This is a genomic window from Micromonospora sp. NPDC050397 (genome assembly GCF_044901685.1).
GTDB lineage: Bacteria > Actinomycetota > Actinomycetes > Mycobacteriales > Micromonosporaceae > Micromonospora_G.
This window is the reverse complement of the sequence record NZ_JBJDPS010000012.1, coordinates 43,977-66,832: the sequence shown is the minus strand read 5'-3', so window position 1 is coordinate 66,832 and position 22,856 is coordinate 43,977. Positions and strand designations below refer to the sequence as shown.

Genomic DNA, 22,856 nt, shown 5'->3' with positions numbered 1-22,856 from the left:
CCTCCACCGAAACTCGTATACGGCTGTACGACTTGCACCGGGAAGGCTAACTCGTATATCCACGTACGAGCTAGAGTGGTGGCATGGTTCCTGCCGACACGCGTCCGAGACGGCGTGCCGACGCCGAGCGCAGCATCGCGCGCATCGTCTCCGCCGCCCGCGAATGCCTCAGCCGCGATCCGGACGCCACCGTCGACGACATCGCCAGGGCAGCCGGCGTGGGCCGCATGACCGTCTACGGTCACTTCCGGACCCGGCCCGAGCTGGTCGAGGCTGCCCTGGTCGACGCCTTGCGGGCCGGTGAGCAGATGCTCGTCGGCGTCGGTCTGGACGGTGACGCCCGGCAGGCGATGGACCGGTTGCTGGCATCCAGCTGGTCGCTGGTCGCCGAGTCCGCGGCACTACTGGCCGCGGCACAGGCGGTGCTGCCCGCCGGACGTCTGCGGGAGCTGCACAGCGGCGCGGCCGACCGGGTGGAACAACTCATCCGCCGTGGTCAGGAACAGGGCCTGTTCCGGACGGACCTACCGATCACCTGGCTGGTCAACGCGGTGCACTACCTCCTCAACGGAGCCGCGGAGGAGACCCGCCTCGGCCGCCTCGACCCCGCGAGCACGGCTGAGGTCGTCACCGCCACGGTGCAGTCGGTCCTCGCTACACCACCGAGCCGCGACCCGCGCGCGCCACGCTCGCCCTGCTCTTCGAAGGACTCCGGCCTGGTCCGACACCGGGCCGGCGAAGAACAACCCGCTCCGCCCAGCGGCACGTCGTCGGGTTGATCCCGGCAGCGTGCGAGTCGGCGGCAAGCCGCTGAAGCTCAAGTCGACGTACCGGGTCGCCACCCTGCCGAACAACTTCTTCGCCAAGAACGCCTCGCCCGGCTTCACCGCTCGGTTCGAGGCAGACAAGCAGGACCGCAGTCTGTACAACGGCGGCGACGCCCTGTGGCGCTACCTGGAAAGCGCCCCCGGTCCGCCCGCCCGCGCTGGAGCAGCCCGAGGTTGCGCTCCAGCCGGGCCAGCACCAGCAACGCGAGCCCGATCATGCCCCACGGTGCGATCAGCCGGTCCAGCACGAACCACCGGTACGGGAGCGGACTCATCGGCACCAGGTGGCTCGGGAAGTAGAGGGCGGCGGCCACCCACGCGGCGGTGGACACTGCCGTGGTCGCGGCACTGGTGGTCACGTACGGCAGGATCCTGGCACCCAACCCCCGCACCCGTGCGGCCCGCACGTAGCAGACGGCGATGACCGCGTACGCCAGCAGCAGCGCCGGCGGCCAGTAGTACAGGACGCCCCGGCGCGCGAACTGGCAGCCCCCGTCGGACATGCAGTGCAGCTTCATGCCGACCCAGTCGAACGGGATCCCCACCAGCGTCACCGCGGCCTGGACCGAGCGACGGTGGCCACGGCTGCGGGCTGCTGACCCGGCGTAACGTGGCGCCGCGACAGCAACCTGATTGCCACCCCACACCCGGTGCCCATGGCCGTCGTCTTCACCTGCCGGATCGGCAAAACGCACCCAACGCTGGTTTCGAACTCCTCCGCGTCGGTGGGGTACAGCACCGCGTTGGCTCGACTGAAGGTTACCCAGCGTGGTCACGTCGTACCCATGCTGCCTGACGCATGGTTGTTTCACGGCCCGGCAACGTCCGCTCCACCCACGATTTGCCTGGTCAGGTGTTTGGCGTGGCTAGCTTCCGACGGAGTTGATCAGAAACTGACCCCGGACGTACCGGCATCGTGACCCGGTGACGGCATGCCCGGAGAGGCTCCGGCACCGTCCGGAGGATTTGTGAGAGAGGCACCGATGGAACTCAGCCGCAGAAAACTCATGGTGCTGGGAGGCGGGGTGGTCGCGGCGACCGGGCTGGCGCCGTCGGCGGCGTACGCCCACTCGTCCGACTCGAAGGCGCCCAAGGGCGAGTGGCTGGCCGGTGACACCCACGTGCACAACGACCACTCGTCCGACGGCAGCCTGCCCCGGCAGACCTCGAAGCAGCGCCTGCCCGGAAACCTGCCCGTCGCCGACCAGATCGGTCAGGCCGAGCGGATGGGACTCGACTTCCTGCCGCTCACCGACCACCGCACCTACGACCAGCACTGGGATCCGCAGTGGAAGTCGTCCGAGCTGCTGCTGGTACCCGGCGAGGAGGCAAACGGCTCGCCGCACGCGATCGTCCTCGGCGCGGTCGACACGGTGGTGGACGGCGCGAACCCGCCCGGGTCGGCCGCCTTCCGGCACGTGCAGCAGTCGGTCTGGGACGCCCACGCGCAGGACGCGGTGTGGTCGACCGCGCACCCGGACAACGGCGAGTACACGCCGGCGACCGGCCCCAACGACAACGCCAGCGTGCAGGGCGTCAACCTGGTCGAGGTGTGGAACCCGGCGAGTGACCCGGACGCCCAGATCGACTACGCGGAGAACCGTTGGAACCGGGGCTTCCGCTTCGGCGTGGCGGCGGCCAGCGACTGCCACTTCCGCGAACTGTGGGGCGTCGCGGGCCCTGGCGAGCCCACCACCTGGGTGTTCGCCGCCGAACGCTCGGTACGCGGAGTGCTCGACGCGCTACGCGCCGGTCGTACGACCGTCTCCTACAAGCCGACCGGCGCGTTCCTGACCATCGAGGCCGACCTCGACGGCGACGGCGTCTTCGAGGCCCTCGGCGGCGACGAGGTCGTGCTGCGGGACCGGCGGCTCCCCAAGCGTGCCGCCCTGCGGGTGCGGGTACGCAACGGCGCCGGCAGCCGGGTGATCGTCTACCGGGCACCGGGACGCTCGGTGACCCCGGTCACCACGGTCAGCCCGACCAAGGATGACCAGACGTTCCTCGTTCCGGTCACGCTCGACGCCGACCAGACCTGGTTCCGGGCCGAGTTGCGCGCCCCCGGCGACCCGTCCGGCCAGGACTCCGACCCGAACCTGCCGGACCAACTGCGGGCCATCGCCTCGCCCGTGTTCGTCTCCGTACGCGTGCCGGCCGAACCGACCCCGGAGATCGCGCTGCCGACGCAGGCGAACGGCGCCGACCACGCGGCGCTCGCGCTCGGCGAGGAGGGCGAGTTCACCGGCTTCGCCGACGTGGCCGTGCAGGGCGACGTGTCGCACGTCGTGGCTGAGCTGCACCGCGACGGCCGGACCACGATCGGATACACCCGAATGGGCGCGCACGGCGACCCGCAGCGGACCGTGGAGCTGTCCGGCAACTCGCCGACCGCCCGCTTCCCCCGGATCGCGGTCTCCGGCAACCACGTCTGGGTGGTGTGGCAGGACGAGCGAGGTCGGGAGCAGCCGCACCAGCCGGACATCTACCTGCGGCACAGCCGCGACGGCGGGCGCTCGTTCGAGTCGGCCGTGCGCCTGACCGACGGCGCCGGGCGGGCCGAGCATCCGGCGTTGGCGCTGGTCGACGCCGAGCACCCGGTGGTGGTGTGGGCGGACAACAGCACCGGGCCGTTCGACGTGTACGCCCGCGTGGTCGGTGTCGACCGGGTGCCGGTCAACCTCTCCGGCGCCGGCAAGACCACCGACGGTGGCACCGCCGACGACGCCCGGTCGCCGCGCTTCCCCGCCTCGCTGTTCCCGTCGGTGACCGTCGGGCGGGACCGACGGGTGGTGGTGACCTGGCAGGACAACCGTTTCGACCCGGACCCGTTGTGGACCGGGCACACCCCCGCGGCCGACGAGACACCCGGCGGCACCGACCCTGACAACTGGCAGATCCTGGCCAGCGTGCGGGTACCGGGTGGACGCTCCTGGACCGAGCCGGCGCGGGTGAGCGCGAGCGCGGTCGCCGCCGATCGCCACCCCAGCGTCGCCGCCGACCGGGACGGGACGTTTGTCGTCGTCTGGGAGACGAAGACGCTGAACAGTTCCGGGGCGAACCTGTCCCTGCGGGCGAGCCGGTCCACCGACGGTGGCCGGACCTGGTCGACGGCCGAGTCGTTCGCGGTCGAACCCGCCGCGATGAGCCAGCGCCCGAGGCTGGGCCAGGACCAGGACGGCAGGGTACGCGCGGTCTGGTATGACAGCCGCTCGACCGACTGGCGCTGGCAGGTGTTCACCGCGAAGCTCGACCACGCCGGGCGGTGGACGGCGCCGACGCGGCTCTCCGTCGCCGGCAACGGCACCTGGCCAGCCGTCTCCGGCTCGGCGGTGGTCTTCACGAGTGACCGTCGGGCCGAGCGAACCCAGCGGGACTGGACGCAGCAGGTCTTCCTCGTCCGCGTGTCGCACTGACGCCCTCCCGGCCGGTCGGGCTGACATGGCCCGGCCGGTCGGTTCACGGCAAGGCTTGGATCACGAGTGGCCCCCGCCGTCCCAGCGCCCACACGGCGAGCGCGCAGCAGCAGAGCGTCGCCCCCGCGATCGTGACCGCTGTCCAGCCGCCCACTGGCCAGAGTGCGGTCGCGGCGGCGGAGCCGATCGCGCCACCGATGAAGTTGCCGGTGCCCAGCGCCGTGTTGAGCCGGCTCCGGGCGTCGTGCGAGACGGCGAACAGCCGGGCCCGGTTGAGCAGGGCCTGCGCCTGGAGAGCGACGTCGACCATGACGATCACCATGACGACGAGCACGACCGACCGGCCGGCGAACGCCGCGCCGATGAAGGCGGCGAGAGCCACCACCCATGCCGCGCCGGTGGCCGGAAGCGACCAACCTCGGTCGTGCAGCCGACCGGCGTACTGGACGGCGAGCACGCCGACGAGGCCGGTCAGCCCGAACAACCCGATCACCGGTACCGGGTACTCGAACGGCGCGGCGCTGAGCAGGAACGTCAGCGCCGTCCAGAGCAGCGAGAACACGGCGAACCCGGTGGCGGCGAGGACCAGTGTCCACCGGGCCGCCCGTTCCCGCACGACCACCGCGCCGACCGAGGCGATGAGCGCCGGGTACGGCATCCGTGTTCGCGGTGCCAGCGGTGGGATCGCGCGGTAGAGCAGGACCGCGAGCACAACGGCGACGCCTGCGGCGAGTACGAAGGTCGCCCGCCACCCTGCGGTGCCGGCGACGAACCCGCTGATCGTGCGGGAGACGAGGATACCGGCGAGGGTCCCCGACCCGATGGCGCCGACGACCTGACCACGGTGGATGTCGTCGGCAAGGTCCCCGGCCAGCGGCGTGAGAAGCTGTCCGCAGATCGTGGTCACGCCGAGTAGTCCGAGCGCGAGCAGGAGTACGCCGATCGACGGCGCCAGCGCGCACAGCAGCAGCGCGGCGGCCGAGGTCAGCAGCATCACCGGGACGAACCGGCGGCGGTCGAGGACGTCGCCGAGTGGCCCGAGCAGCAGCACACCGGCGGCGTATCCGACCTGGGTCGCGGTGACGAGCCAGCCGGCCGTCGCGGTCGCGGCACGCAGATCGTTCGCGATGAACCCGATCAGTGGCTGGGTCCAGTAGAGGTTGCCGATGGCCGCTCCGGCCGCCACGGCGAACAGGAATGTCAGCCGGCTGCTCATCACCTCCGCCGATACCTGCGCGTCTCTGGGTCACCCTGACCGGGGCACTTCGGCACCCGCCCTAGGCGACCTTCCTGGCGCCGATGGTGCCGCTGGTCACCCGGTATGTTCCCTGCGGCGTGACCTTGCCGTTCGGGTCGTCCATCTGCCGGCCGACGAAGTAGGTCGACTCCCAGGCGTTGGCAGTGACCGAGCAGGCAAGGTAGCCACGTTGTGGCGTCCAGGTGCCACCCACCACCCCGCTGAAGAAGGCCTGTAGGCCCTGCGGGTCGCGGTTGGCCAGCGCCTGCCAGTTCCGGTCGCTGCCGCTGGTCATCGGCGGACCGATGAACTCGGTCGCGACCAGGGCCGAGGTGGTGTTCTGCCGGGCCCGTACCTGACCGACGACGCCGCAGTGCACGTCGCCGCTGAGGACCACGGGGTTGAACGACGGCCGGCTGCGTCTGCGTGCGGCCAGTGCGTCGGTCAGTGCGGACCGGTCGGCGTCGTAACCCATCCAGGTGTCCGGGGAGCTGGCCTCCGGGAAGTACGTCATCGGGGACGAGGTGGCCAGGCTGGTCCAGGTGGCGGTGCTGGTGGCGATCGAGTCGAGCAGTTCGGCGCGCTGTGCGGCGCCGAGGATCGTCCGGCCGCCGGTCGTGCGGCGGTACTGGCGGGTGTCCAGCAGGTACATGTCGAGCAGCGAGCCCCAGCGGATGGTGCGGTGCAGGGGCAGCACCCGCTTGTCCGGCGCCGGCACCGGCCGGCCGCCCCGGATCGGCATGTTTTCCCAGTACGCCCGCAGGGCGTAGTTGAACCGGTCGACCTTCGCGTCGTCGGCGGTGCCGTTGCGGGCCGCCGGGAGGTCACCACCGGCGACGTTGTTCCAGTACTCGTGGTCGTCCGGCACGGAGAAGAACGGGATGCGCTGGTGCACCGACTGGAGGCTGGACCGCATCCGGTACTGCCCGTACCGGCGCCGGTAGTGGTTGATCTCGGTGCAGGCCACGTCCGGGACGTGTTCCGGGCTGCCGAACTCGTAGATGTAGTCACCGAGGTGGACGACGAAGTCCAGCTCCCCCGCCCGGGTGAGCATGTCGCCGTACCCGTTGTAGTACAACGATCCGCCGGGCGGTGGCGCGGCGTTCTGGCAGCTGACCACGGCGAACCGCAGCGGCCTGGCCGTGCCCGGCGCGGGTGCGGTGCGGGTCTGCCCGACCGGGCTGGCCCAACCCGGGACGGTGAACTGGTAGAAGTACCGGCTGTCGGCGGCGAGGGCTCCACCACCGGCGGCCTGGTCCACGTCGACGTGGACGGACCAGGCGTCGGTGGCGATCGCGTCGACGTTGCCGTGGTGAAGGCTGGTCCCGTCGCTACTCAGGCCGGCCGCGCTGGTGGCCAGCCGCCAGTGCACGCTGATCGTGTCCGGCTGCCCCGACATCCCGGAATCCGTGGCGATCGGATCGGGGGCCAGCCGGGTCCAGAGCACGACACTACGCTCGGTCGGGTCGCCGGAGGCGACGCCCATCGCGAAGGGTGTGCTGGGCAGGGCGGCCAGTGCCGCCTGGCCGGGCAGCAGCGCGGCGGCCACGCCGCCGGCGGTCGCCGCGAGTAGCTGCCGACGGTTGACCGGGGACATGGTGCTCCTTCTGCCGGTCCGGGCCGGCGCGCGACGCCGTACCCGGCTGGAGGGGTCAACCAGCAGGATGATCGTTCACGCCAACCCGTTCCAGATCCGGGCAGGTGAACATTTGCCGTCGTACCGTCGCGGGGCCCGCCCGGGGACAACGCCTGGTCGTGGTCGGCCCGCCGCCGGTGCGGCGGCGGGCCGATGCCGGATCAGCCCTCGTCGGGCAGGGTCGCCGACGAGCGGCGGCGGCGGAAAGTGAGCAGCAGGATGGCGCCGAGTAGCACCACTCCGGCGCCGATGGCGGCCATCCGCGCGGCCGGTGCGCCGGCTACCGGCAGGCCACCGCCGGCGCCACCGGACTCCACGGCGGTGAACACGGTGAACGTGTCGGTGTTGTCGCTCGGATCCCGGTCCGGCGCAGCCTCCGGATCGGCCCGCACGAGGCTCACCTGTGGAGGCAGCTCGGTGGAGGCGCTCCGGGCGGTCGGCTCGTCGGCCAGTGACCGCACCTCCACCTGCCCGTCGGTCAGGTACGCCGGGGCGGGCGCGGACTCCGCCACCCGTACCGGGACCTGGAACCGCAGGCCGGAATACTCTTCGTCGTTCGGGTCGGTGTCGTCCTGCGCCGGGATGAGCGACAGGCCACGGTAGACACAGGTGGCCTCGCGGCGGCCGGCGTCGTACTCGCACCCGGACAGGTCGCCCTCGAAGCTGACGTGCTCGGGCAGCCGGACCGTCAGCTCGATCTCGCGGATCACCGTCCGGCCCTGGTTGCCAATCTCGAACCGCAGGTCCCCCCGCTCCCCCGGCACGATCGCGCCGACCTGGCCGGAGGCGTTGGCCGGTACGTCCCAGGCGAACGCGTACACGTCCACCCCGACGACCTCACTGATGCCGATCAGTTGACTGAGTACGCTGTTGTTGGCCGGGACCGGATCAGTCTCCGCGTGCGCCACGGACGTGGTGAACTCGCCGAACGTGCCGATCACGCCTCCGCCGAAGATGTCGTACTCCATGTCTAGGTTGAGTGACCGGCCCGGCGGCAGGTCCGGCAGGTCGCACTCCGAGCCGACGGCCACCAGACGGTGACCGGGCGGGGCCGGCGGCTCGGGCCGCTCGCACCAGGTGATGTCGCCCCCGTCGGTGGACTCGCCGTCGACCCAGCCGACCAGCCGCAGCCGGATGTCGGTGGCGGCAGCCGGGCCGTGGTTGGTGACTTTCAGGGTGGCGACCTTCTGGTCCACGGTGCCGATGATGCTGGTGCCGCGAACGCTGAGCGACAGGTCGGCGGAGCTGCTCGCCACGGCGGGCGCGTTGGCGGTCGTTTCAGCCGGGGGTGCGGTGCCCGCTGTGGCGCTGCTGGTGGACTCGGCCGCAGGCGCCTCGACCGGCGTGGAGTCCGCCGGTACGCCGGGCGCGGAGCCAGGGGCCGCCGAGGCGGCGCCCGCAGGTCCGGCGACCAGTCCGGCGAGGAGCAGCATCGCGGCTCCGACACGGTGGAACAGGAGACGGGTGTCACACATGGGCACACACTGTAATCAAGATCTCACGTCGGCGCTGCCCCGTGCCAGCACGGGCAGCCGCGTACGTCGCAGTTGGACGGCTGGGCGGCACGGGTTCGGTGGCCGGGACAGCCGAGACGAGCAGCCTGGCGCCGTTACCGATCGCGAGCACCGCCGCATTCATCACGCCCCTACGACACGGTGGGAGGAGACGTTCGACCCGGACGGAGACGCTTCACGCAAGTGGGTGCGCCGGCGACTACACCGCCCTGGTCAAGGACCACCTGGACCGGCGCCGCTGGGAGAACCGCGACTTCCGACAGCCGTGGGCGGTCAGCGCAACGCGGCGATCGCCTGGTCGAGCCAGCTCGCGTAGGCATCGTGCGACCAGCCGGCGCAGCACGAGCTGCTCGTAGCCCTCAGGCGAGATCAGGAACGAGAGCAGGTCGGCGGCCGGCGCCGGGTCCGAGATCGGCGCGCCTCGTTCGACCAGGCGCGGCAATCCCGGACGTCGACCCGGCGCGGTTCCTGCACCTGTTCGAGGACCGCCATGACCGGCGCGCTGCCGCCGCCGACTGAGAACGACAGGTTCGGTCGCCGTACGCCGCCTCGGTGTCGCGGCTGGACAATCGCTGCGGTTCGCCGGTCAGCGGGTGCGTTGGGCGAGCCAACCCGCCATCGCGCGGACGCCGTGGCCGATGGCCCGCTCGTCCGGGTCGAAGGCGGCAAAATGCGGGTAACTGGTCTCGATAGCGGCGCCGGGCGTACGCACCCCGAGGAAGGTGTACGTGCCGGGAAGTCGGTCGAGGAAGAGCGCGAAATCCTCACCACTGAACGGGATCGTGGCGTGGAGTTCCCGTACCCGGTCGCGGCCGACCGCGTGGTTCAGGTACCGCTGCATGGCCCGGCCCTCCCGTTCGGGACAGACCATCGCGGGGAACGGGTCGTTCGGGAAGGTCACCGATGCCGCGCCAGCGGAGCTGGCGAGTCGGCGGATGGTTTCCCGGATGGCGACGTACCGCCGCTCGGGCCAGCAACGGTAGGTCGCCCGTACCTCGGCTCGGCCTGCGGCCTCGGCGACCTGTGCCTGCATGAAGACGAACTCGGCCAATGGTCCGTCCGGGGTCTGGACGTCGGCCACGAGCTGTTCGAGGTCGGCGGCGGTGGCGGGGCGGGAGACGGTGCTCAGCGCGCCGATCTTGTCAGCGAGCCAGCGCGCCCGGGCGGTCGCGTCGCCTCCGGTGAGCGTGATGACGCCTCGGTCCTGGCCGGGGAGTCCGAACCCGGGCGTGACAACAAACTGGCCAACCGGGAAAGGACCGCAGTGCAGGGCGTGGATCTCCGCCGGGCGGACGCGGGCGAACACGCCGTCGTCGAGCATCGCGGCGGCACCGGCGAGCGTCTCCTCGGCGGGTTGGAAGACGAACACGACGGTGCCGGCGAGCCGGTCGCGCAGGCGTGCGAGCACCTCCGCGACACCCACCCCCACGGTCGTGTGCACGTCGTGCCCACACAGGTGGGACGCTTGCGTGCCGCCCCCGACCTGATCTCCCGGGGGCACCGCGTCCATGTCCGCCCGGTAGCCGACCGTTCGACCGTGCCGAGCGGCGGTGAGCACCCCGACGACCCCGTGGCCCCCGACGCCCGTGGTGACGTCGAGGCCGGCGGCGCGCAGTCGCTGGGCCACCACCTCGGCGGTCCGCCGCTCCTGGCCCGGGCTCTCCGGGTGCCGGTGGAGGTCGCGGCGCAACTCGATCAGGTCCCGGTCCAGTTCGGAGGCGTACGCGTCGATCGCGTGCCCGCCGACCGGCCCGGCCGCTGAGCCGCTGGTGGCGTACGCCGTCCCGGCCGATACCAGCCCGGCTCCCACCACCCCCACGGCCGCGCCACGAAGCACAGCGCGTCGACTGACGTTGCGACCTGTTGAACTCGACATGGAATCCTCCGACAAGAGTGCGACAACTGCACTGAGCTTGTCGTGCTCGCCCGTGGAACACACTGACGTTGGCCCCCGTCTTGATCGTGGGGTCACCCCTACCGGGACCGGCCTTGATCGTGGGTCACCCCTACCGGGACCGGCCACGATCCGACCCTGTCGATCCGCCGGGTGCTCGTGGCCCCGACTGCTCCAAGCGACGTCCAGGTGCCGCTGGACGCAGTCGCGGAGGGTATCCGGGTAGGGGTTGTTGTGGGGTTCAGGGTCCGTCCGGGGAACCTACTCTGGCCGGTGATCCGTGACCATGAAACACCGCCGAAGAAGAGGGCTTGGCATGTGCGGCATTGTCGGATGGGTTGATTTCACACGAGACCTCCGCCGCGAGCGGGCAGCCGTGCTCGCCATGGCCGCGGCGGTGTCCCTGCGCGGACCGGACGACGAGGGGGTCTGGCTCGATCCGCACTGCGGCCTCGGGCACCGTCGTCTCGCCGTGGTCGACCCGGAACACAGCGTCCAGCCGATGACCGCCGAGCACGATGGCGAGGTCGTCGCGGCGGTCACGTTCAGCGGCGAGATCTACAACTTCGCCCGGCTGCGGGACGAGTTGCAGGCGTCGGGGCACAAGTTCCGTACGACCGGCGACACCGAGGTGCTGCTGCACGCCTACCTCGAGTGGGGTGAGGACTTCGTCGACCGCATCGAGGGCATGTTCGCCTTCGGCCTGTGGGACGCGCGGCGGCGGCAGCTACTGCTGGTCCGCGACCGGATGGGCATCAAGCCGTTGTTCTACAAGCCCACCTCCGACGGCGTACTGTTCGCCTCCGAGCTCAAGGGCCTGCTGGCCCACCCGGGCGTGACCGCCGAGATCACCCTCGGTGGCCTGCGTGAGCTGCTCTCCTTCGCCGCCACCCCGGGCCACAGCGTCTACCGCGACGTCCACCAGGTGCTGCCGGGCGAGATCGTCCGGGTCGACCGGGACGGCCTGCACCGCCGCCGGTACTGGACGGTCACCACCGAGGCGCACACCGACGACCTGGACGCCACCGTCGCGCACGTACGGGAGCTGCTCGACCGGATCGTCACCGACCAGCTCGTGGCCGACGTACCGCTGGGTGTGCTGCTCTCCGGCGGCCTGGACTCCTCGGCGCTGACCGCCCTCGCGCAGCGGGCCGCCGGCGAGCCGATCCGTTCCTTCTCCGTGGACTTCACCGGGCAGGCCGAGAACTTCCGCCCCGACGACCTGCGCTCGACCCACGACGCGCCCTACATCGCCGCGATGGTCGAGCACGCCGGCACCACGCACGAGACCGTCCAGTTGGCCGCCGCCGACGCGCTGGACCGGCTCAACCGCACGGGTACGCTGCTCGCCACCGAGATGCCGTCGCCGATCGGCGACATGAACGTCTCGCTGCACCTGCTGTTCCGGGGCATCCGGGACCACGTCACGGTGGCGCTCTCCGGTGAGGCGGCCGACGAGGTGTTCGGCGGTTACCGCTGGTTCCACGAGCCCGACCTGATCAACGCCGACACGTTCCCGTGGATGGCGGCCCTCGGCCCGCAGTCGTCCGAGGACAACAACTCGATGAGCCTGTGGAACGCCGACCTGACCGCCACGCTGGGTCTCACGGAGTACCGCAACGCCGCCTACCGCGACGCGCTGGCCGAGGTGAAGCACCTGGACGACGCCGATGCGACCGAACGCCGGATGCGCGAGATCTCCTACCTGAACCTCACCCGGTTCCTGCCGGTGCTGCTCGACCGTAAGGACCGCACCAGCATGGCCACCGGGCTCGAGGTGCGGGTGCCGTTCGCCGACCACCGTCTGGTCCAGTACGTCTACAACGTGCCGTGGGCGATGAAGGCGGCTGGCGGGGTGGAGAAGAGCCTGCTGCGCGCGGCGGTGGCCGACCTGCTGCCGCAGTCGATCCTCGAACGGCGCAAGAGCGCGTACCCGAGCATCCAGGACCCGGCGTACGACCCGATGCTGCGCGAGCGGCTCAGCGAGGTGCTCGCCGACACGTCGTCGCCGCTGGTGCCGCTGCTGAACGCCGGATCGCTGACCATGCTGACCCAGGTGCCGTACGAGTACAGCCCGTTCGCCACGACCGCCCGCCGTGGTGTCGAGCTGGTGCTGAGCCTCGACGAGTGGATGCGCCGCTTCCCGGTCCGGCTGGTGCTCGACCGGGAGTAGGACTCTCACGCACGCGGTAGGGGCTCCCTCGGGGGCCCCTACCGCGTTTGGGCGCTGGTGCTCGGGTAGCCGTTCGTAGTCGCCAACGGTGCGGCGGCAGCGATTCAGGAGAACGCACGACCGGCTGACGCCGAACGCACGATCGGCCGACGCCCGCACGGACGTCTGTAGCTCACCCCTTGCTCATGTGGATGTTCGATCGCGGAAGGAATCGATGCTTCGTTGGGGCACCCGTCGATCAGTTGATCATTTTGCGCAATGCCCTGTACGCCCAGATCGGTCGGCTTCGCCGTAGCGTCTGACTCGCTCATCTGATCGACGCGCAAAGGAACACGCATGTCCATTCATGAGGATGACAACAACTCTACGTCGCAGCCCTCGACCGGGCAGAACCGGCGCGGTTTTCTACGCAACGCGGCGCTGGCCGGGGCCGGCGCCGCCGCGCTGAGCACGGCTGGCGCGATGCCGGCGTTCGCCGCGGAGCCCAACAAGGCAGGCAAGACCGGCACCTGGACGCCGAACCCGACGTCCCTCCAGTTCACCCTGGCCGTCATGCCCGACACGCAGTATCTCGCCTGGGGTAGCCAGGACAGCATCAACACCGAGCCGCTGGAAGAGTCGTTCCGCTACGTCATCAACAACAGCGGCGACGCCGACGGCGACAACATCGTGTTCCTCGCCGGGCTCGGCGACATCACCCAGGACGGTGACTCGACCTCGTTCAAGGCGGTCGGCAAGGCGTTCAAGGTGCTGGACAACCACGATGTCGCGTACAGCGTGCTGGCCGGCAACCACGACGTGACCGGCGACGACAGCCGTGGCGACTCGGTCTACCTGCAGACCCTGGGCCCGAAGCGGTTCAAGGGCGCCAAGACGTTCGCCGCGTCCGACCCGTCCGGCTACAACACCGCGCACATCTTCCAGGCGGCGGGCCGCTCCTGGCTGCTCCTGGCGCTCGACTGGCGGACCACGGACGCCGGCCTCGCCTGGGCCAACGACATGATCAAGGCCCACCCGAAGATGCCGGTCATCGTCACCACCCACGAGCTCGTCACCCCGACGTACGGCGACACCGTGTTCCCGTACGAGTCGGGCGACCCGGAGAACAACGCCGTGCTGACCTCGTACGGTCAGAAGCTCTGGGACAAGCTGATCAAGGACAACGACCAGATCTTCCTCACCCTCAACGGCCACTTCTGGCCCAACGGGCGCATGACGAGGAAGAACGAGCACGGCAACGACGTGCACATGCACATCACGAACTACCAGAACCGGTTCATGGGCGGCGGCGCGATGCTGCGGCTCTACCACTTCGACCTGGCCCGCAACACCATCGACGTGGAGACCAAGAACCCGTGGATCCTGGCTCAGGACCCGGCAGCGCGCAGTCAGCTCGCCCAGGAGCACTCCCGGATCACCGGCCCGGTCGACAACTTCTCGGTGCCGATCAACTTCGCCGAACGGTTCGCCAGCTTCATCCCGCTGCCGGTCCGACCGGCCCGACCGGCCAGCAAGGTGCTGGTGAAGGGCACGCTGGCGTACTGGCGCTTCGACGGCGGTGGCGCGGACGGCACGCCGGTCACCTCGGCGCAGACCGTCCGGGACCTGTCCGGCAAGGGCAATGATCTCACCCTGGTCACCCTGCCCGGCGCCGCCGCCGACGCGCTCACCTGGTCCGCCGACCATCACCCCGACCAGCCCGGCCACGCCAGCCTCAAGTTCGCCGGCGGCCGTAACCCGGTGCACGGCGCGTACCTGACCACCGGGCCGAACGCTCCGCTGAACACCGAGACGTTCAACAGCGGGTACACCATCGAAGCGTTCGTGATGATGCCGCTCGACTGGAACTCCGGCAACAACGGCAACGCGTCGATCCTCAGCCGCCGGGGCTCGGCCAAGGACGCCGGCAAGCAGGGCAGGAACACCAACCCGAACGAGCCGCTGGCCCAGCTCAACATCACGAACAACGGCCGTGAGGTGCAGTGGAACCACTACCCGCTGAACACCACCTACCCCACGACCAACTGGAGCCACGGCCTCGTCGAGCTGCGGTGGTGGCACATCGCGGTGGTGAACGACGGCCGGCTGAGCAAGCTGTACGTCGACAGCTCCCCGGTGGCGGACAACCCGTCCCGGGAGTCGATCGGCGTCACCTCGCTGGGGCTCGAGTGGTTGCTCGGTGCCCACGAGAACGCCGGTAAGGTCGACGTCGTCTTCCACGGCAACGTCGGCGACATCCGCATCGTGAACCGGGCCCTGGACTTCAAGGACTTCCTGACCGCCAAGTAAGACTTTCATCTAGGGATCCCGTCTCCACGTCGGTCGCACCCGTGGAGGCGGGACCCTTTCTCAAGTTCACCCAGGTAAGGCTCGGACGGCAAACGGCGACGGCTTGTCTGCCCGCACAACCGCTCCCGGTGCTCCGCCGTCCGGGTGGTGTCGTAGCCTGTCCGGCATGACCGGCAGAAACCCGCGCCCCACCACGGCAGTGGTGTGGATGCAGCGGCTGGTCGCGGTCGTCGCCCTTGCTGCGGTGGCGCTGCTACACGGTACGGAGTGCACCAGCGGGGCCGTCACCGCCGCGCTCGCACCCGCCGGATTCGCCCAATCCCACGCATGCGCTTCTGAGCAGAACGCCACCACGATGGTGGCGGCGGCGGATCCTTCGATGTCCGTCCGGCCGGCGGTCGAGATGCTCGCGCTGACCGACGTGGCATTGCACGCCGGCCACCACGATCGGCATTCCACGGCCGGATCGGCCAGCCTGTGTCTGGCGTTGCTGGCGGCAGCGGCTGCCGTTCTCCTGTCGCGTCCCGTCCTCGGCTGGCGGGAAGGCGTGCTGACGGCCGGTCGAGCTGCCGCCACAGCCGCACAGCGGTCGCTTCGACCGCACCTTGCCTGCCTCTGCGTGTCTCGCACATAGGTCCCAGCCGACGGGCTGGTCCGCATCCCACCGCCGGTGCCGTGCCGGATGGTCGCGCCCGACCGGGTCTGACGACCCACCAAGTGGCATCCGCATCAGCGTGACGCCGCCATGTCGCGGTAGGCCCGGGTGTGCCATCCGGTCGTACCGGTGGCGCGACGGCGCTCCTCGGGCTAGTCCCGGCCCCCGTTGCCGGCAAGACCGTGTCTTTCACCAACGCCGAAGCAGGACTTTGGCGAACGAGACGTCAGCTCAGACGTAGATCGGATCGACAGAACATGACCCGCAACCTGAAGACCTCCCTGGCCATCGTGGCCGTCGTCGCGGCCGTGATCGTGACGGCCGCACTCGTCGACGGACCGGCACCCCGGGGAGGGCCGACTCCCCAGGCCACCGGCACGGCCAACGCCGTTCTGGTCCGACCGGACAGCCACCGCCTGTCCACCGCGGCCGACGGCAAGGTCACGGTCGTCGAGTTCCTGGATTTCGAGTGTGAGGCGTGCGGGGCGACCTACCCGACGGTCGAGAAGATCCGCGAGACGTACGCCGACCGGATCACGTTCGTGGTCCGCTACTTCCCCATCGCGAGCCACCCCAATGCCGTACTCGCCGCCCGTGCCGTCGAGGCCGCGGCCCGGCAGGGCAGGTTCGAGGCCATGTACCGGGTCATGTTCCAGCGACAGACCCAGTGGGGTCATCAGGACAACAAGCCCCAGACCGACACCTTCGTGGGCTACGCGCGGGAGCTGGGCTTGGACCTCGACCGGTACGCGCGGGACCTGCACGACCCGGCCGTGGCCGAGCGCGTCCGCGCGGACCAGCGCGACGGAACCACCCTTGGTGTCCGAGGCACCCCGACCTTCTTCGTCAACGGGAGCCCCGTCAACGGCCTGCCCGACTACACCACCTTCAGCGCCCTGCTGGACCGGGAGCTGGCGCGTTGAACACCAGCAGACGTACGACGGTGGTCCGGGCAGCCGAACCGCGCCCCGCCACCGGGCCGACCTCAGTGTCCCGAATCCTGCCCTGGGTCCTGACCCTCGGCGGACTGATCGGGCTGGCCTCCTCCGCCATCCTCATCATCGAAAAGATCCGGCTGCTGTCCCGGCCGGGCTACGTCCCGACCTGCAGCATCAACCCGATCATGTCCTGCGGGTCGGTGATGAACAGTTGGCAGGCCGAAGCACTCGGTCTGCCAAATCCGCTGCTCGGCGTGGCCGGCTTCGCCGTCGTCACGACGATCGGCGTGGCGGTGCTCGCCCGCGCGGTCCTGCCGCGCTGGTTCTGGCTCGGCCTCCAGACCGGCGCCGCGCTCGGGCTCATCCTGATCCACTGGTTGATCTTCCAGAGCCTCTACCGAATCAACGCGCTCTGCCCGTACTGCATGATTGTCTGGGCCGTGACCATACCGATCTTCTGGTACGTCACGGTGCACAACCTCTGTGGCGGCATGCTGTCGAGGGCTCCCGGTTGGCGGCGGATCGGCCACGCGCTCGCCCGTTACCACTCCGTCGTGCCGACCGTCTGGCTCACCCTCGTCGTGCTCGCCGTCGCGCACCGGTTCTGGGACTACTGGAGCAGCCTGCTCTGACCGGCGACCGCGACTCACTCGTCTTCGGGCAGGTCCAGGAGTTGCCGGAGGGCTGCCTTGCCGTTCGAGGTGAGCCGTACCGCCCTGCCGGCTCCGATCCGGGCGACCCAACCGTTGCCGAGAAAGGTCTCGCAGAGCTTCGCCCCGGCCAGGCCGGCGAGGTGCTGGCGCCGCTCGGTCCAGTCGAGGCATCCCCGTGCGAGGGGTCGTTTGCCGGGCCGTAGTTCCTCCGGACTCACCCCGAGGGTGTCGGTCAGCCAGGCCAAACCGGCCTTCGTGAGAGCAAAACCGTTGGTCTGGTCCAGCAGCTCCGCCCGGGTCATCGCATCGGTCACGGCGACGCCGAGCCGTCCGGCGAGGTGGTCGTAGCAGGTCCGGCCGCGTCGCAGGGCGGCGTTGGCGGTCACCGCTCGCAGCCCGCGCGCCGGGCTCGGTCGGGGTTCGGTCCGGGCCGACAGGTCTTCGATCAGGTGCGCGACCGAGGGGCCGGCAAGCTGCACGTATCGGTGACGACCCTGACGCCGCTCGACGAGGAGGCCGCCGCCGATGAGGCGGTGGAGGTGCTCGGTCGCGGTGGAGGGCGCGACCCCCGCATGGGCTGCGAGCTCCCCCGCGCTCCATGCGCGGCCGTCGAGCAGCGCGAGGCAGATGGCCGCCCGTGTCTCGTCGGCCAGGAGCGCCGCGAGCGAGGCCAGGTCCGAGGCCGAGGTCATCGCCCCATTATCGGTCCGGTCGTTTCGGCCGGTGCCGAACGATCGCGGCCATAGCGTTGGCCGCATGCAGCAGATCAGCGGCCGTGATGCCGCTCTCGCCGTACTGGGCGACCGTGGCTTCGTGGTGCCGCCGGTGCCACCCGCGCGGGTCGGCGTCGCCTGGCTGCGCGCCACGGTCGGCCGGTTCAGCAATGGCGAGGCCCACGAGCGCCGTCGCGCACTGTCGGTCGCGATCCTGGACGCGATCCCGGTCGATTCTCTGCGGGCGGGTGCCGCAGAACCCCCGGTGGCGGTCCTCGCCCGTGCGATGGGCACCGACGTGGCAGTCGTCGACCTGGTGCGGGAGGTCGCGCAGGCGTACCAACCGGGTACGGGTGACGAAGCCCGCGCCGACGCGGCGGTCGCCCGTCTGGTCGCGGTCTTCGGCGGCCACGACGAGCCGACCGCGGCCCGGATCGGGGTGCTCGTGCAGGCGTGTACGGCCACGGCCGCGCTGATCGAGCGGGCCCGGGAACGCCCCGTCGAGGACGTGCTGCGGGACGATCCGCCGGTGCCGGCGACCAGGCGGTGCGCGTCCGTGACCACCACCGTCGGTGATCTCGTGATCGAAGCCGGCGAGGTGGTGCAGGTGCTACTGGCCGGCGACCTGGCGTTCGGCGCCGGTCCACGCCGCTGTCCCGGTCGCGCCCACGCCCTCGCCCTGCTCGAAGGAGCCCGGGCCGGAAGGACCTCGGCGTGAGGGGCTTCGCCGCTCTGCACCGCGCCGGCGACCCGCTCATCCTGCCGAACGTGTGGGACGTCGCCTCCGCCCGCCGCCTGGTCGAGGCCGGCTTCCCCGCGCTCGGCACCACGAGCCTCGGGGTCGCGGCCGCCAACGGTCTGCCCGACGGTGTCGGCGCCACCGGCGCCGACACGCTGCGCCTCGCCCGTAGCCTGGCGACGCTCCCGGTCCACCTCACCGTGGACCTGGAGACCGGTTCGGTCGACGACGCCGCAGCCGTGGCTGCCTGCGGTGCCGCCGGGGTCAACCTGGAGGACGCGATGCGTCCGGCCGAGGTCCACGCGGCGCTGATCCGGTCGGTGAAGCGGCGGGTACCGCGACTGTTCGTCAACGCCCGGACCGACACCTACTGGCAGCGCCCCGGCGACCTGCCGGAGACCCTGCGTCGGGTACGGCTCTACGCCGAGGCCGGCGCCGACGGGGTGTTCGTTCCCGGGCTGGCCCAACCGGCCGACATCGCCGCCGTCGTGGCGGCGGTCGACGTGCCGGTCAACATCCTGTTCCTGCCCGGCCTCCACACGGCCACGGCGTTGGCGAGCCTCGGGGTGCGGCGGATCAGCACCGGCTCGCTGCTTTTCCGGGCCACGCTGGCCGCGTCGGTGGAGACGGCCAGAGCCGTCCGTGACGGCGGCCCGGTACGGGTGGACCTTCCCTCGTACGGCGAGGTCAACCCCGAGTCCCGGGTACGTTGACGCCGCTGGCGCGGATTCGTTCTGCGTCCTCGGCCCAGAATATTCTTATTGGGCTCCGAAAGACTGCTGGCCGAGGACCCGGAGGAAGTCGAAGCTGTCCGAGGTGTTGGAGCCGGGTTGTGGCCTGAAGATAACCAGGCGTTGACCGCTCGTACTACTCAGAACAAAGTCACACTGCACGTCCAGGCGTCCGGCCTGCGAATGCTCGAGAATTTTGCGGGTGCTTTGGAGGGGAGCGACCTGCATGTCGTCCCAGAATCGGGCAAATTCGCCGCTCACCGATCTGAGATCGGCGATCAACTGCTCCGCGATCCGGTCGCTGCCGCGCCGGACCGCCGCGGCACGCAGGTCCGCGACGTAACCCCGACCGATGGACTCGTGCTCCTCGGGCACGTTGAGTTCCCTGGAGCCGGGATCGGTGAACCAACGCCACGTCACGTTCGCGCGTCGTCCACCGGCATCGGCCCACTGACCGACGAGGGCACGGCTGAGCGCGTTCTGGGCAAGGATGGTGGTGAGATCGTCCATGACGTGCGCGGGTACGTGGGTCAGCGCGTCGAGGAGATACATCATCGAGGGCTCGACGTAACCGCTGACGCCGCTGACCACGGGTGGGGGGTATCCCGCGAGACGGTAGACGTAGTCCCGCTCGTCGATGGAGAGCCGCAGCGCGCGGGCGAGGCTGGCGAGAATCGATTCCGAGGGGTTGGTCTCCCGGGACTGTTCGAGTCGCGAGTAGTAGTCGACCGACATGTCGGCCAGCAGCGCGATCTCCGCTCGGCGTAGTCCGGGGGTCCGCCGACGGGTGCCCGGAGCGAGCCCGACATCGGCCGGCCGTAGCGCCTGCCGGCGTGTTCGCAGGAAATCGCCGAGTTCGGTGGATGACACGGACTTCCTCTCGTTCATCGTGGCGCCGCCCGAGCGGACGGCGCCACGACAACCAGGCGACGGTGCGACTACTCCTCGATCCTGGCCATCGACGACGGAACGTATCGTTCGCCGACGGCGGCGCCGATCGGAATGGCCAGGTTGAGTCGCTCGAGCACATCGGCGTCGAGTTTGATGTTAGCGGCGGCGACATTCTCCTCGAGGTACGTCCGGCGTTTGGTGCCGGCGAGCGCCGTGACGTGATCACCCTGGTGCAGGACCCAGGCGAGGGCGAGCTGGCCGGGCGTCACACCCTGCTGTTCGGCGATGACGCGCAGGCGGTCGACGAGGTTCAGGTTGTGCCGCAGGTTGTCACCGGCGAGTCGCGGCCAGGTGCGGCGAAAGTCGCTCTCGGGCAAGCCATCGAGGACGCGGACGTTGCCGGTGAGAAAGCCCCGGCCCAGTGGCGCGTAGGCCACGAAGCCGATGCCGAGCTCGCGTACCGTTTCGAGCACGCCGTTGGTCTCGACGTTGCGGGTGAAGAGCGAGTATTCCGTCTGCACCGCCGACAGCGGTGCGGCGGCGTGTGCGGCGCGGATCGTCGCCGCCGACGCCTCGCTGATGCCCAGGTAGCGGACCTTGCCCTCGCGGACAAGCTCACCGAGCGCACCGAACGTCTCCGCCACCGGTACGGTCGGGTCGACCCGGTGCTGGTAGTACAGGTCGATGTGATCGGTGCCGAATCGGGTGAGCGACCTTTCGAGGCTCTTGCGCAGGTAGTCGGGGCGCCCATTCGGTCCGCCGACGATGTTTCCGGCGTCGTCGAGGGTCCCGCCGCCGAATTTGGTGGCGATGATCGCCTGGTCGCGGCGGCCCCGCAGGGCGCGACCGAGTAGTTCCTCCCCGGTGAAGGGGCCGTAGAAATCAGAGGTGTCGAACAACGTCACGCCTAATTCCAGGGCGCGATGCACGGTCGATACGGATTCCGCGTCGTCGGGCGTGCCGTACATGGCAGTCATGCCCATGGTACCGAGTCCCTCGATCGACGCCGTGAGACCCTGACGCCCGATCGAGTGAATTGGCATAGTCATTGCTGTCTCCCGCTCCTGTTGTTCGTCGCCGTAACGAGCCCGGCTACGAATACAAGTTACTGCGGGCATTGAGCACTATCGTCGCCCTGATCAACCTAGCCCCGCCACTGCCACCATACGGCTGGCGGTCCGCACTCCCCCGGACCTCAGACGGGGCCTCCCACCGCCGCGAGTTGGTCACCCAGGCGCTCTACGGCGGCTCGGTAGCGGGTCGCTCCTGGCGGGATGAGCAAGTCGAGCATTCGCAGCAGGTCGGTACGCCCCCTGCTGATGACCCCCAACAACGCCTGTGTCGGCGCCCCACTCGGTAGCCGCAGGTCCTTGGTCAGATCGCTCGACGTGAAGGGCGTTTCCAGCCAGGAGAACAAGGCTCGAAGTTCCGCCTGGCGCTCGGCGCGTTGATCCGTCCAGGGCTCTGACTGGTAGGTCGTTGGGTCGTTCCCGTCGAGGACCGCGGTCAGGGCGGCGCGTCGGACCAGGCAGGCCCAGCAACATCCGCAGTGCCTGCCTCGGCTACGTTGTGAGGCCGATGCCCGGCTGCAACTCAGGGTCGTGGCGAGATCAGTCCCACCGAGTCCGCTCCGCAACGCGATCTCGCACACCTCGACCTTGGTGTAGCTCCAGAGCGGGTTGTAGACCTCCACGTCGCCGCCTACCCGGCGGATGATGTCGTTCATCATCCGCAGACTCAGCGGATGGACCGTCCTCGTCGAGCAGCCACCAACGCGGTCTGGTGAGAGAGGAGGATTCACCGCAAGTTGCCCGTTCTCGGGTATGGCGACTTTCGTCACGCCATTGGCCGCAGCCGCGTAGACCGCCGCAGCGACAAGAAGAAATCCACGAGACCGGGTTGTGCCCTCATATCCGAGGCGGTGCTGCCGGCGTACCTCGGGTGGCACGTGCGGGAGCTGCCGAAAGGTGACCCGATCGAGCCTTCCCGGCGACGCCAGAGCCACAATCGCCGGCCACACCCGGTCCTGAGCATGCTTGTCGTGGTTGTGGCAGTGTGAGACCGCCAGCAACGTCGGCCCGCCAGACGACCGCTGGGCTACGTCCGCGAGGTACGCGGTCGAGTCGAGCCCTCCGGAGAAGAGTGCCACCTCGTCAGGTCGGAAGGACGAGGAGTCAAAGGACTCCTGCCACCCGGGACCGCCTCGTTTCACGGAGATCTGCCATCGGTCCGAGGTGAGAACGCCGAGCAAGGTGCCGATCGCCGAGGTGAGCGGTTGCCAGGGTTCAGGGTCGTACAACTCCACGGCCAGGTCGATGTCCCTCGTCCAACCGTCGACCGATGGTGCTCGCAGCGACACCTTGTCCGTCAGGTAGACGGCTCGGGCGATCTGCATGAGATCGTGGGCCCATGCGGGCGGATGGGGTCGCAGACCGGCAATCCGCTCGATCATCTGGCTGGTCTCGTTGATGTAGCCCGGCGACAGCCAGGTACGCGGCTGATCAGCCCTGTCCGGGCGTTCGCGGAAGTCGTACCGGTACACCTTCGGCCACC

Annotated in this window: 18 protein-coding genes; 9 read left to right on the top strand and 9 right to left on the bottom strand. The window is 70.0% G+C overall.

Annotation, left to right across the window (positions count from 1 at the left end):
* Positions 1-83 precede the first annotated feature (83 nt).
* The gene (locus tag ACI2K4_RS28475) at positions 84-779 is read left to right on the top strand and encodes a TetR/AcrR family transcriptional regulator (protein ID WP_404515765.1); all 696 of its coding nucleotides are present in this window, start codon (positions 84-86) and stop codon (positions 777-779) included.
* A gap of 104 nt (positions 780-883) precedes the next feature.
* On the opposite strand, the gene ACI2K4_RS28470 is transcribed toward ACI2K4_RS28475, so the two are convergent.
* Positions 884-1,372 carry a hypothetical protein gene (locus tag ACI2K4_RS28470; RefSeq protein ID WP_404515763.1) on the bottom strand — a complete coding sequence of 163 codons (489 nt, stop codon included), beginning with the start codon at positions 1,370-1,372 and terminating at the stop codon, positions 884-886.
* A 438-nt stretch (positions 1,373-1,810) separates the two neighbouring features.
* Here ACI2K4_RS28470 and ACI2K4_RS28465 point away from each other — a divergent pair, with 438 nt between their 5' ends.
* On the top strand, positions 1,811-4,240 hold the full coding sequence (locus tag ACI2K4_RS28465) for a CehA/McbA family metallohydrolase (protein ID WP_404515762.1): 2,430 nt from the start codon (positions 1,811-1,813) through the stop codon (positions 4,238-4,240).
* A 43-nt stretch (positions 4,241-4,283) separates the two neighbouring features.
* Here ACI2K4_RS28465 and ACI2K4_RS28460 read toward each other — a convergent pair whose 3' ends face one another.
* The 4 genes from ACI2K4_RS28460 to ACI2K4_RS28445 form a co-directional block, all read right to left on the bottom strand.
* Complete coding sequence (locus ACI2K4_RS28460; RefSeq protein ID WP_404515761.1) at positions 4,284-5,456, bottom strand: MFS transporter; 1,173 nt, start codon at positions 5,454-5,456, stop codon at positions 4,284-4,286.
* A 61-nt stretch (positions 5,457-5,517) separates the two neighbouring features.
* Positions 5,518-7,074, bottom strand: a complete 1,557-nt coding sequence (locus ACI2K4_RS28455) for an alkaline phosphatase D family protein (RefSeq protein ID WP_404515760.1) — start codon at positions 7,072-7,074, stop codon at positions 5,518-5,520.
* 200 nt (positions 7,075-7,274) lie between these two features.
* Positions 7,275-8,588 (bottom strand): hypothetical protein, encoded by a 1,314-nt coding sequence (locus tag ACI2K4_RS28450; RefSeq protein ID WP_404515759.1) that lies wholly within the window; start codon positions 8,586-8,588, stop codon positions 7,275-7,277.
* Between the two features lie 625 nt (positions 8,589-9,213).
* Positions 9,214-10,503 carry a M20 family metallopeptidase gene (locus tag ACI2K4_RS28445; protein WP_404515758.1) on the bottom strand — a complete coding sequence of 430 codons (1,290 nt, stop codon included), beginning with the start codon at positions 10,501-10,503 and terminating at the stop codon, positions 9,214-9,216.
* Between the two features lie 304 nt (positions 10,504-10,807).
* Between ACI2K4_RS28445 and asnB the strand changes: the two genes are divergently transcribed.
* From asnB to ACI2K4_RS28420, 5 genes are all read left to right on the top strand, one after another.
* Positions 10,808-12,694, top strand: a complete 1,887-nt coding sequence (asnB, locus tag ACI2K4_RS28440) for an asparagine synthase (glutamine-hydrolyzing) (protein WP_404515896.1) — start codon at positions 10,808-10,810, stop codon at positions 12,692-12,694.
* A gap of 336 nt (positions 12,695-13,030) precedes the next feature.
* Positions 13,031-14,983, top strand: a complete 1,953-nt coding sequence (locus tag ACI2K4_RS28435) for a LamG-like jellyroll fold domain-containing protein (protein WP_404515757.1) — start codon at positions 13,031-13,033, stop codon at positions 14,981-14,983.
* A gap of 166 nt (positions 14,984-15,149) precedes the next feature.
* Positions 15,150-15,617: a hypothetical protein gene (locus ACI2K4_RS28430; RefSeq protein ID WP_404515756.1), complete on the top strand. Its 468-nt coding sequence runs from the start codon at positions 15,150-15,152 to the stop codon at positions 15,615-15,617.
* Positions 15,618-15,895: 278 nt separating this feature from the next.
* Complete coding sequence (locus ACI2K4_RS28425) at positions 15,896-16,561, top strand: DsbA family protein (protein ID WP_404515754.1); 666 nt, start codon at positions 15,896-15,898, stop codon at positions 16,559-16,561.
* Between the two features lie 20 nt (positions 16,562-16,581).
* A complete protein-coding gene (locus ACI2K4_RS28420; protein ID WP_404515895.1) occupies positions 16,582-17,208 on the top strand; it encodes a vitamin K epoxide reductase family protein in 627 nt (208 codons plus the stop codon).
* Positions 17,209-17,222: 14 nt separating this feature from the next.
* Here ACI2K4_RS28420 and ACI2K4_RS28415 read toward each other — a convergent pair whose 3' ends face one another.
* Positions 17,223-17,921, bottom strand: coding sequence for an ArsR/SmtB family transcription factor (locus tag ACI2K4_RS28415; RefSeq protein WP_404515753.1), 699 nt, complete (start codon positions 17,919-17,921; stop codon positions 17,223-17,225).
* 64 nt (positions 17,922-17,985) lie between these two features.
* Between ACI2K4_RS28415 and ACI2K4_RS28410 the strand changes: the two genes are divergently transcribed.
* Entirely contained in the window at positions 17,986-18,660 is a 675-nt protein-coding gene (locus ACI2K4_RS28410; protein ID WP_404515752.1) for a hypothetical protein, read from the top strand.
* The gene (locus ACI2K4_RS28405; RefSeq protein ID WP_404515751.1) at positions 18,657-19,394 is read left to right on the top strand and encodes an isocitrate lyase/phosphoenolpyruvate mutase family protein; all 738 of its coding nucleotides are present in this window, start codon (positions 18,657-18,659) and stop codon (positions 19,392-19,394) included. The genes ACI2K4_RS28410 and ACI2K4_RS28405 overlap by 4 nt, the downstream gene beginning before the upstream one ends.
* Positions 19,395-19,439: 45 nt before the next feature.
* Here the strand turns inward: ACI2K4_RS28405 and ACI2K4_RS28400 are convergent, their stop codons facing one another.
* From ACI2K4_RS28400 to ACI2K4_RS28390, 3 genes are all read right to left on the bottom strand, one after another.
* Complete coding sequence (locus tag ACI2K4_RS28400) at positions 19,440-20,282, bottom strand: helix-turn-helix transcriptional regulator (RefSeq protein ID WP_404515750.1); 843 nt, start codon at positions 20,280-20,282, stop codon at positions 19,440-19,442.
* Positions 20,283-20,350: 68 nt separating this feature from the next.
* Complete coding sequence (locus ACI2K4_RS28395) at positions 20,351-21,286, bottom strand: aldo/keto reductase (protein ID WP_404515894.1); 936 nt, start codon at positions 21,284-21,286, stop codon at positions 20,351-20,353.
* Between the two features lie 212 nt (positions 21,287-21,498).
* The gene (locus tag ACI2K4_RS28390) at positions 21,499-22,845 is read right to left on the bottom strand and encodes a 7-cyano-7-deazaguanine synthase (protein ID WP_404515749.1); all 1,347 of its coding nucleotides are present in this window, start codon (positions 22,843-22,845) and stop codon (positions 21,499-21,501) included.
* Positions 22,846-22,856 lie beyond the last annotated feature (11 nt).

Bases quoted from the DNA above. Each gene is read 5' to 3' on its own strand.
- ACI2K4_RS28435 (WP_404515757.1), top strand. From the start codon at position 13,031: ATGTCCATTCATGAGGATGACAACAACTCTACGTCGCAGCCCTCGACC.
- ACI2K4_RS28425 (WP_404515754.1), top strand. From the start codon at position 15,896: ATGACCCGCAACCTGAAGACCTCCCTGGCCATCGTGGCCGTCGTCGCG.
- ACI2K4_RS28460 (WP_404515761.1), bottom strand. From the start codon at position 5,456: ATGAGCAGCCGGCTGACATTCCTGTTCGCCGTGGCGGCCGGAGCGGCC.
- ACI2K4_RS28450 (WP_404515759.1), bottom strand. From the start codon at position 8,588: ATGTGTGACACCCGTCTCCTGTTCCACCGTGTCGGAGCCGCGATGCTG.
- ACI2K4_RS28415 (WP_404515753.1), bottom strand. From the start codon at position 17,921: ATGACCTCGGCCTCGGACCTGGCCTCGCTCGCGGCGCTCCTGGCCGAC.
- ACI2K4_RS28465 (WP_404515762.1), top strand. From the start codon at position 1,811: ATGGAACTCAGCCGCAGAAAACTCATGGTGCTGGGAGGCGGGGTGGTC.
- ACI2K4_RS28445 (WP_404515758.1), bottom strand. From the start codon at position 10,503: ATGTCGAGTTCAACAGGTCGCAACGTCAGTCGACGCGCTGTGCTTCGT.
- ACI2K4_RS28475 (WP_404515765.1), top strand. From the start codon at position 84: ATGGTTCCTGCCGACACGCGTCCGAGACGGCGTGCCGACGCCGAGCGC.
- ACI2K4_RS28430 (WP_404515756.1), top strand. From the start codon at position 15,150: ATGACCGGCAGAAACCCGCGCCCCACCACGGCAGTGGTGTGGATGCAG.
- ACI2K4_RS28455 (WP_404515760.1), bottom strand. From the start codon at position 7,074: ATGTCCCCGGTCAACCGTCGGCAGCTACTCGCGGCGACCGCCGGCGGC.
- ACI2K4_RS28395 (WP_404515894.1), bottom strand. From the start codon at position 21,286: ATGGGCATGACTGCCATGTACGGCACGCCCGACGACGCGGAATCCGTA.
- asnB (WP_404515896.1), top strand. From the start codon at position 10,808: ATGAAACACCGCCGAAGAAGAGGGCTTGGCATGTGCGGCATTGTCGGA.
- ACI2K4_RS28410 (WP_404515752.1), top strand. From the start codon at position 17,986: ATGCAGCAGATCAGCGGCCGTGATGCCGCTCTCGCCGTACTGGGCGAC.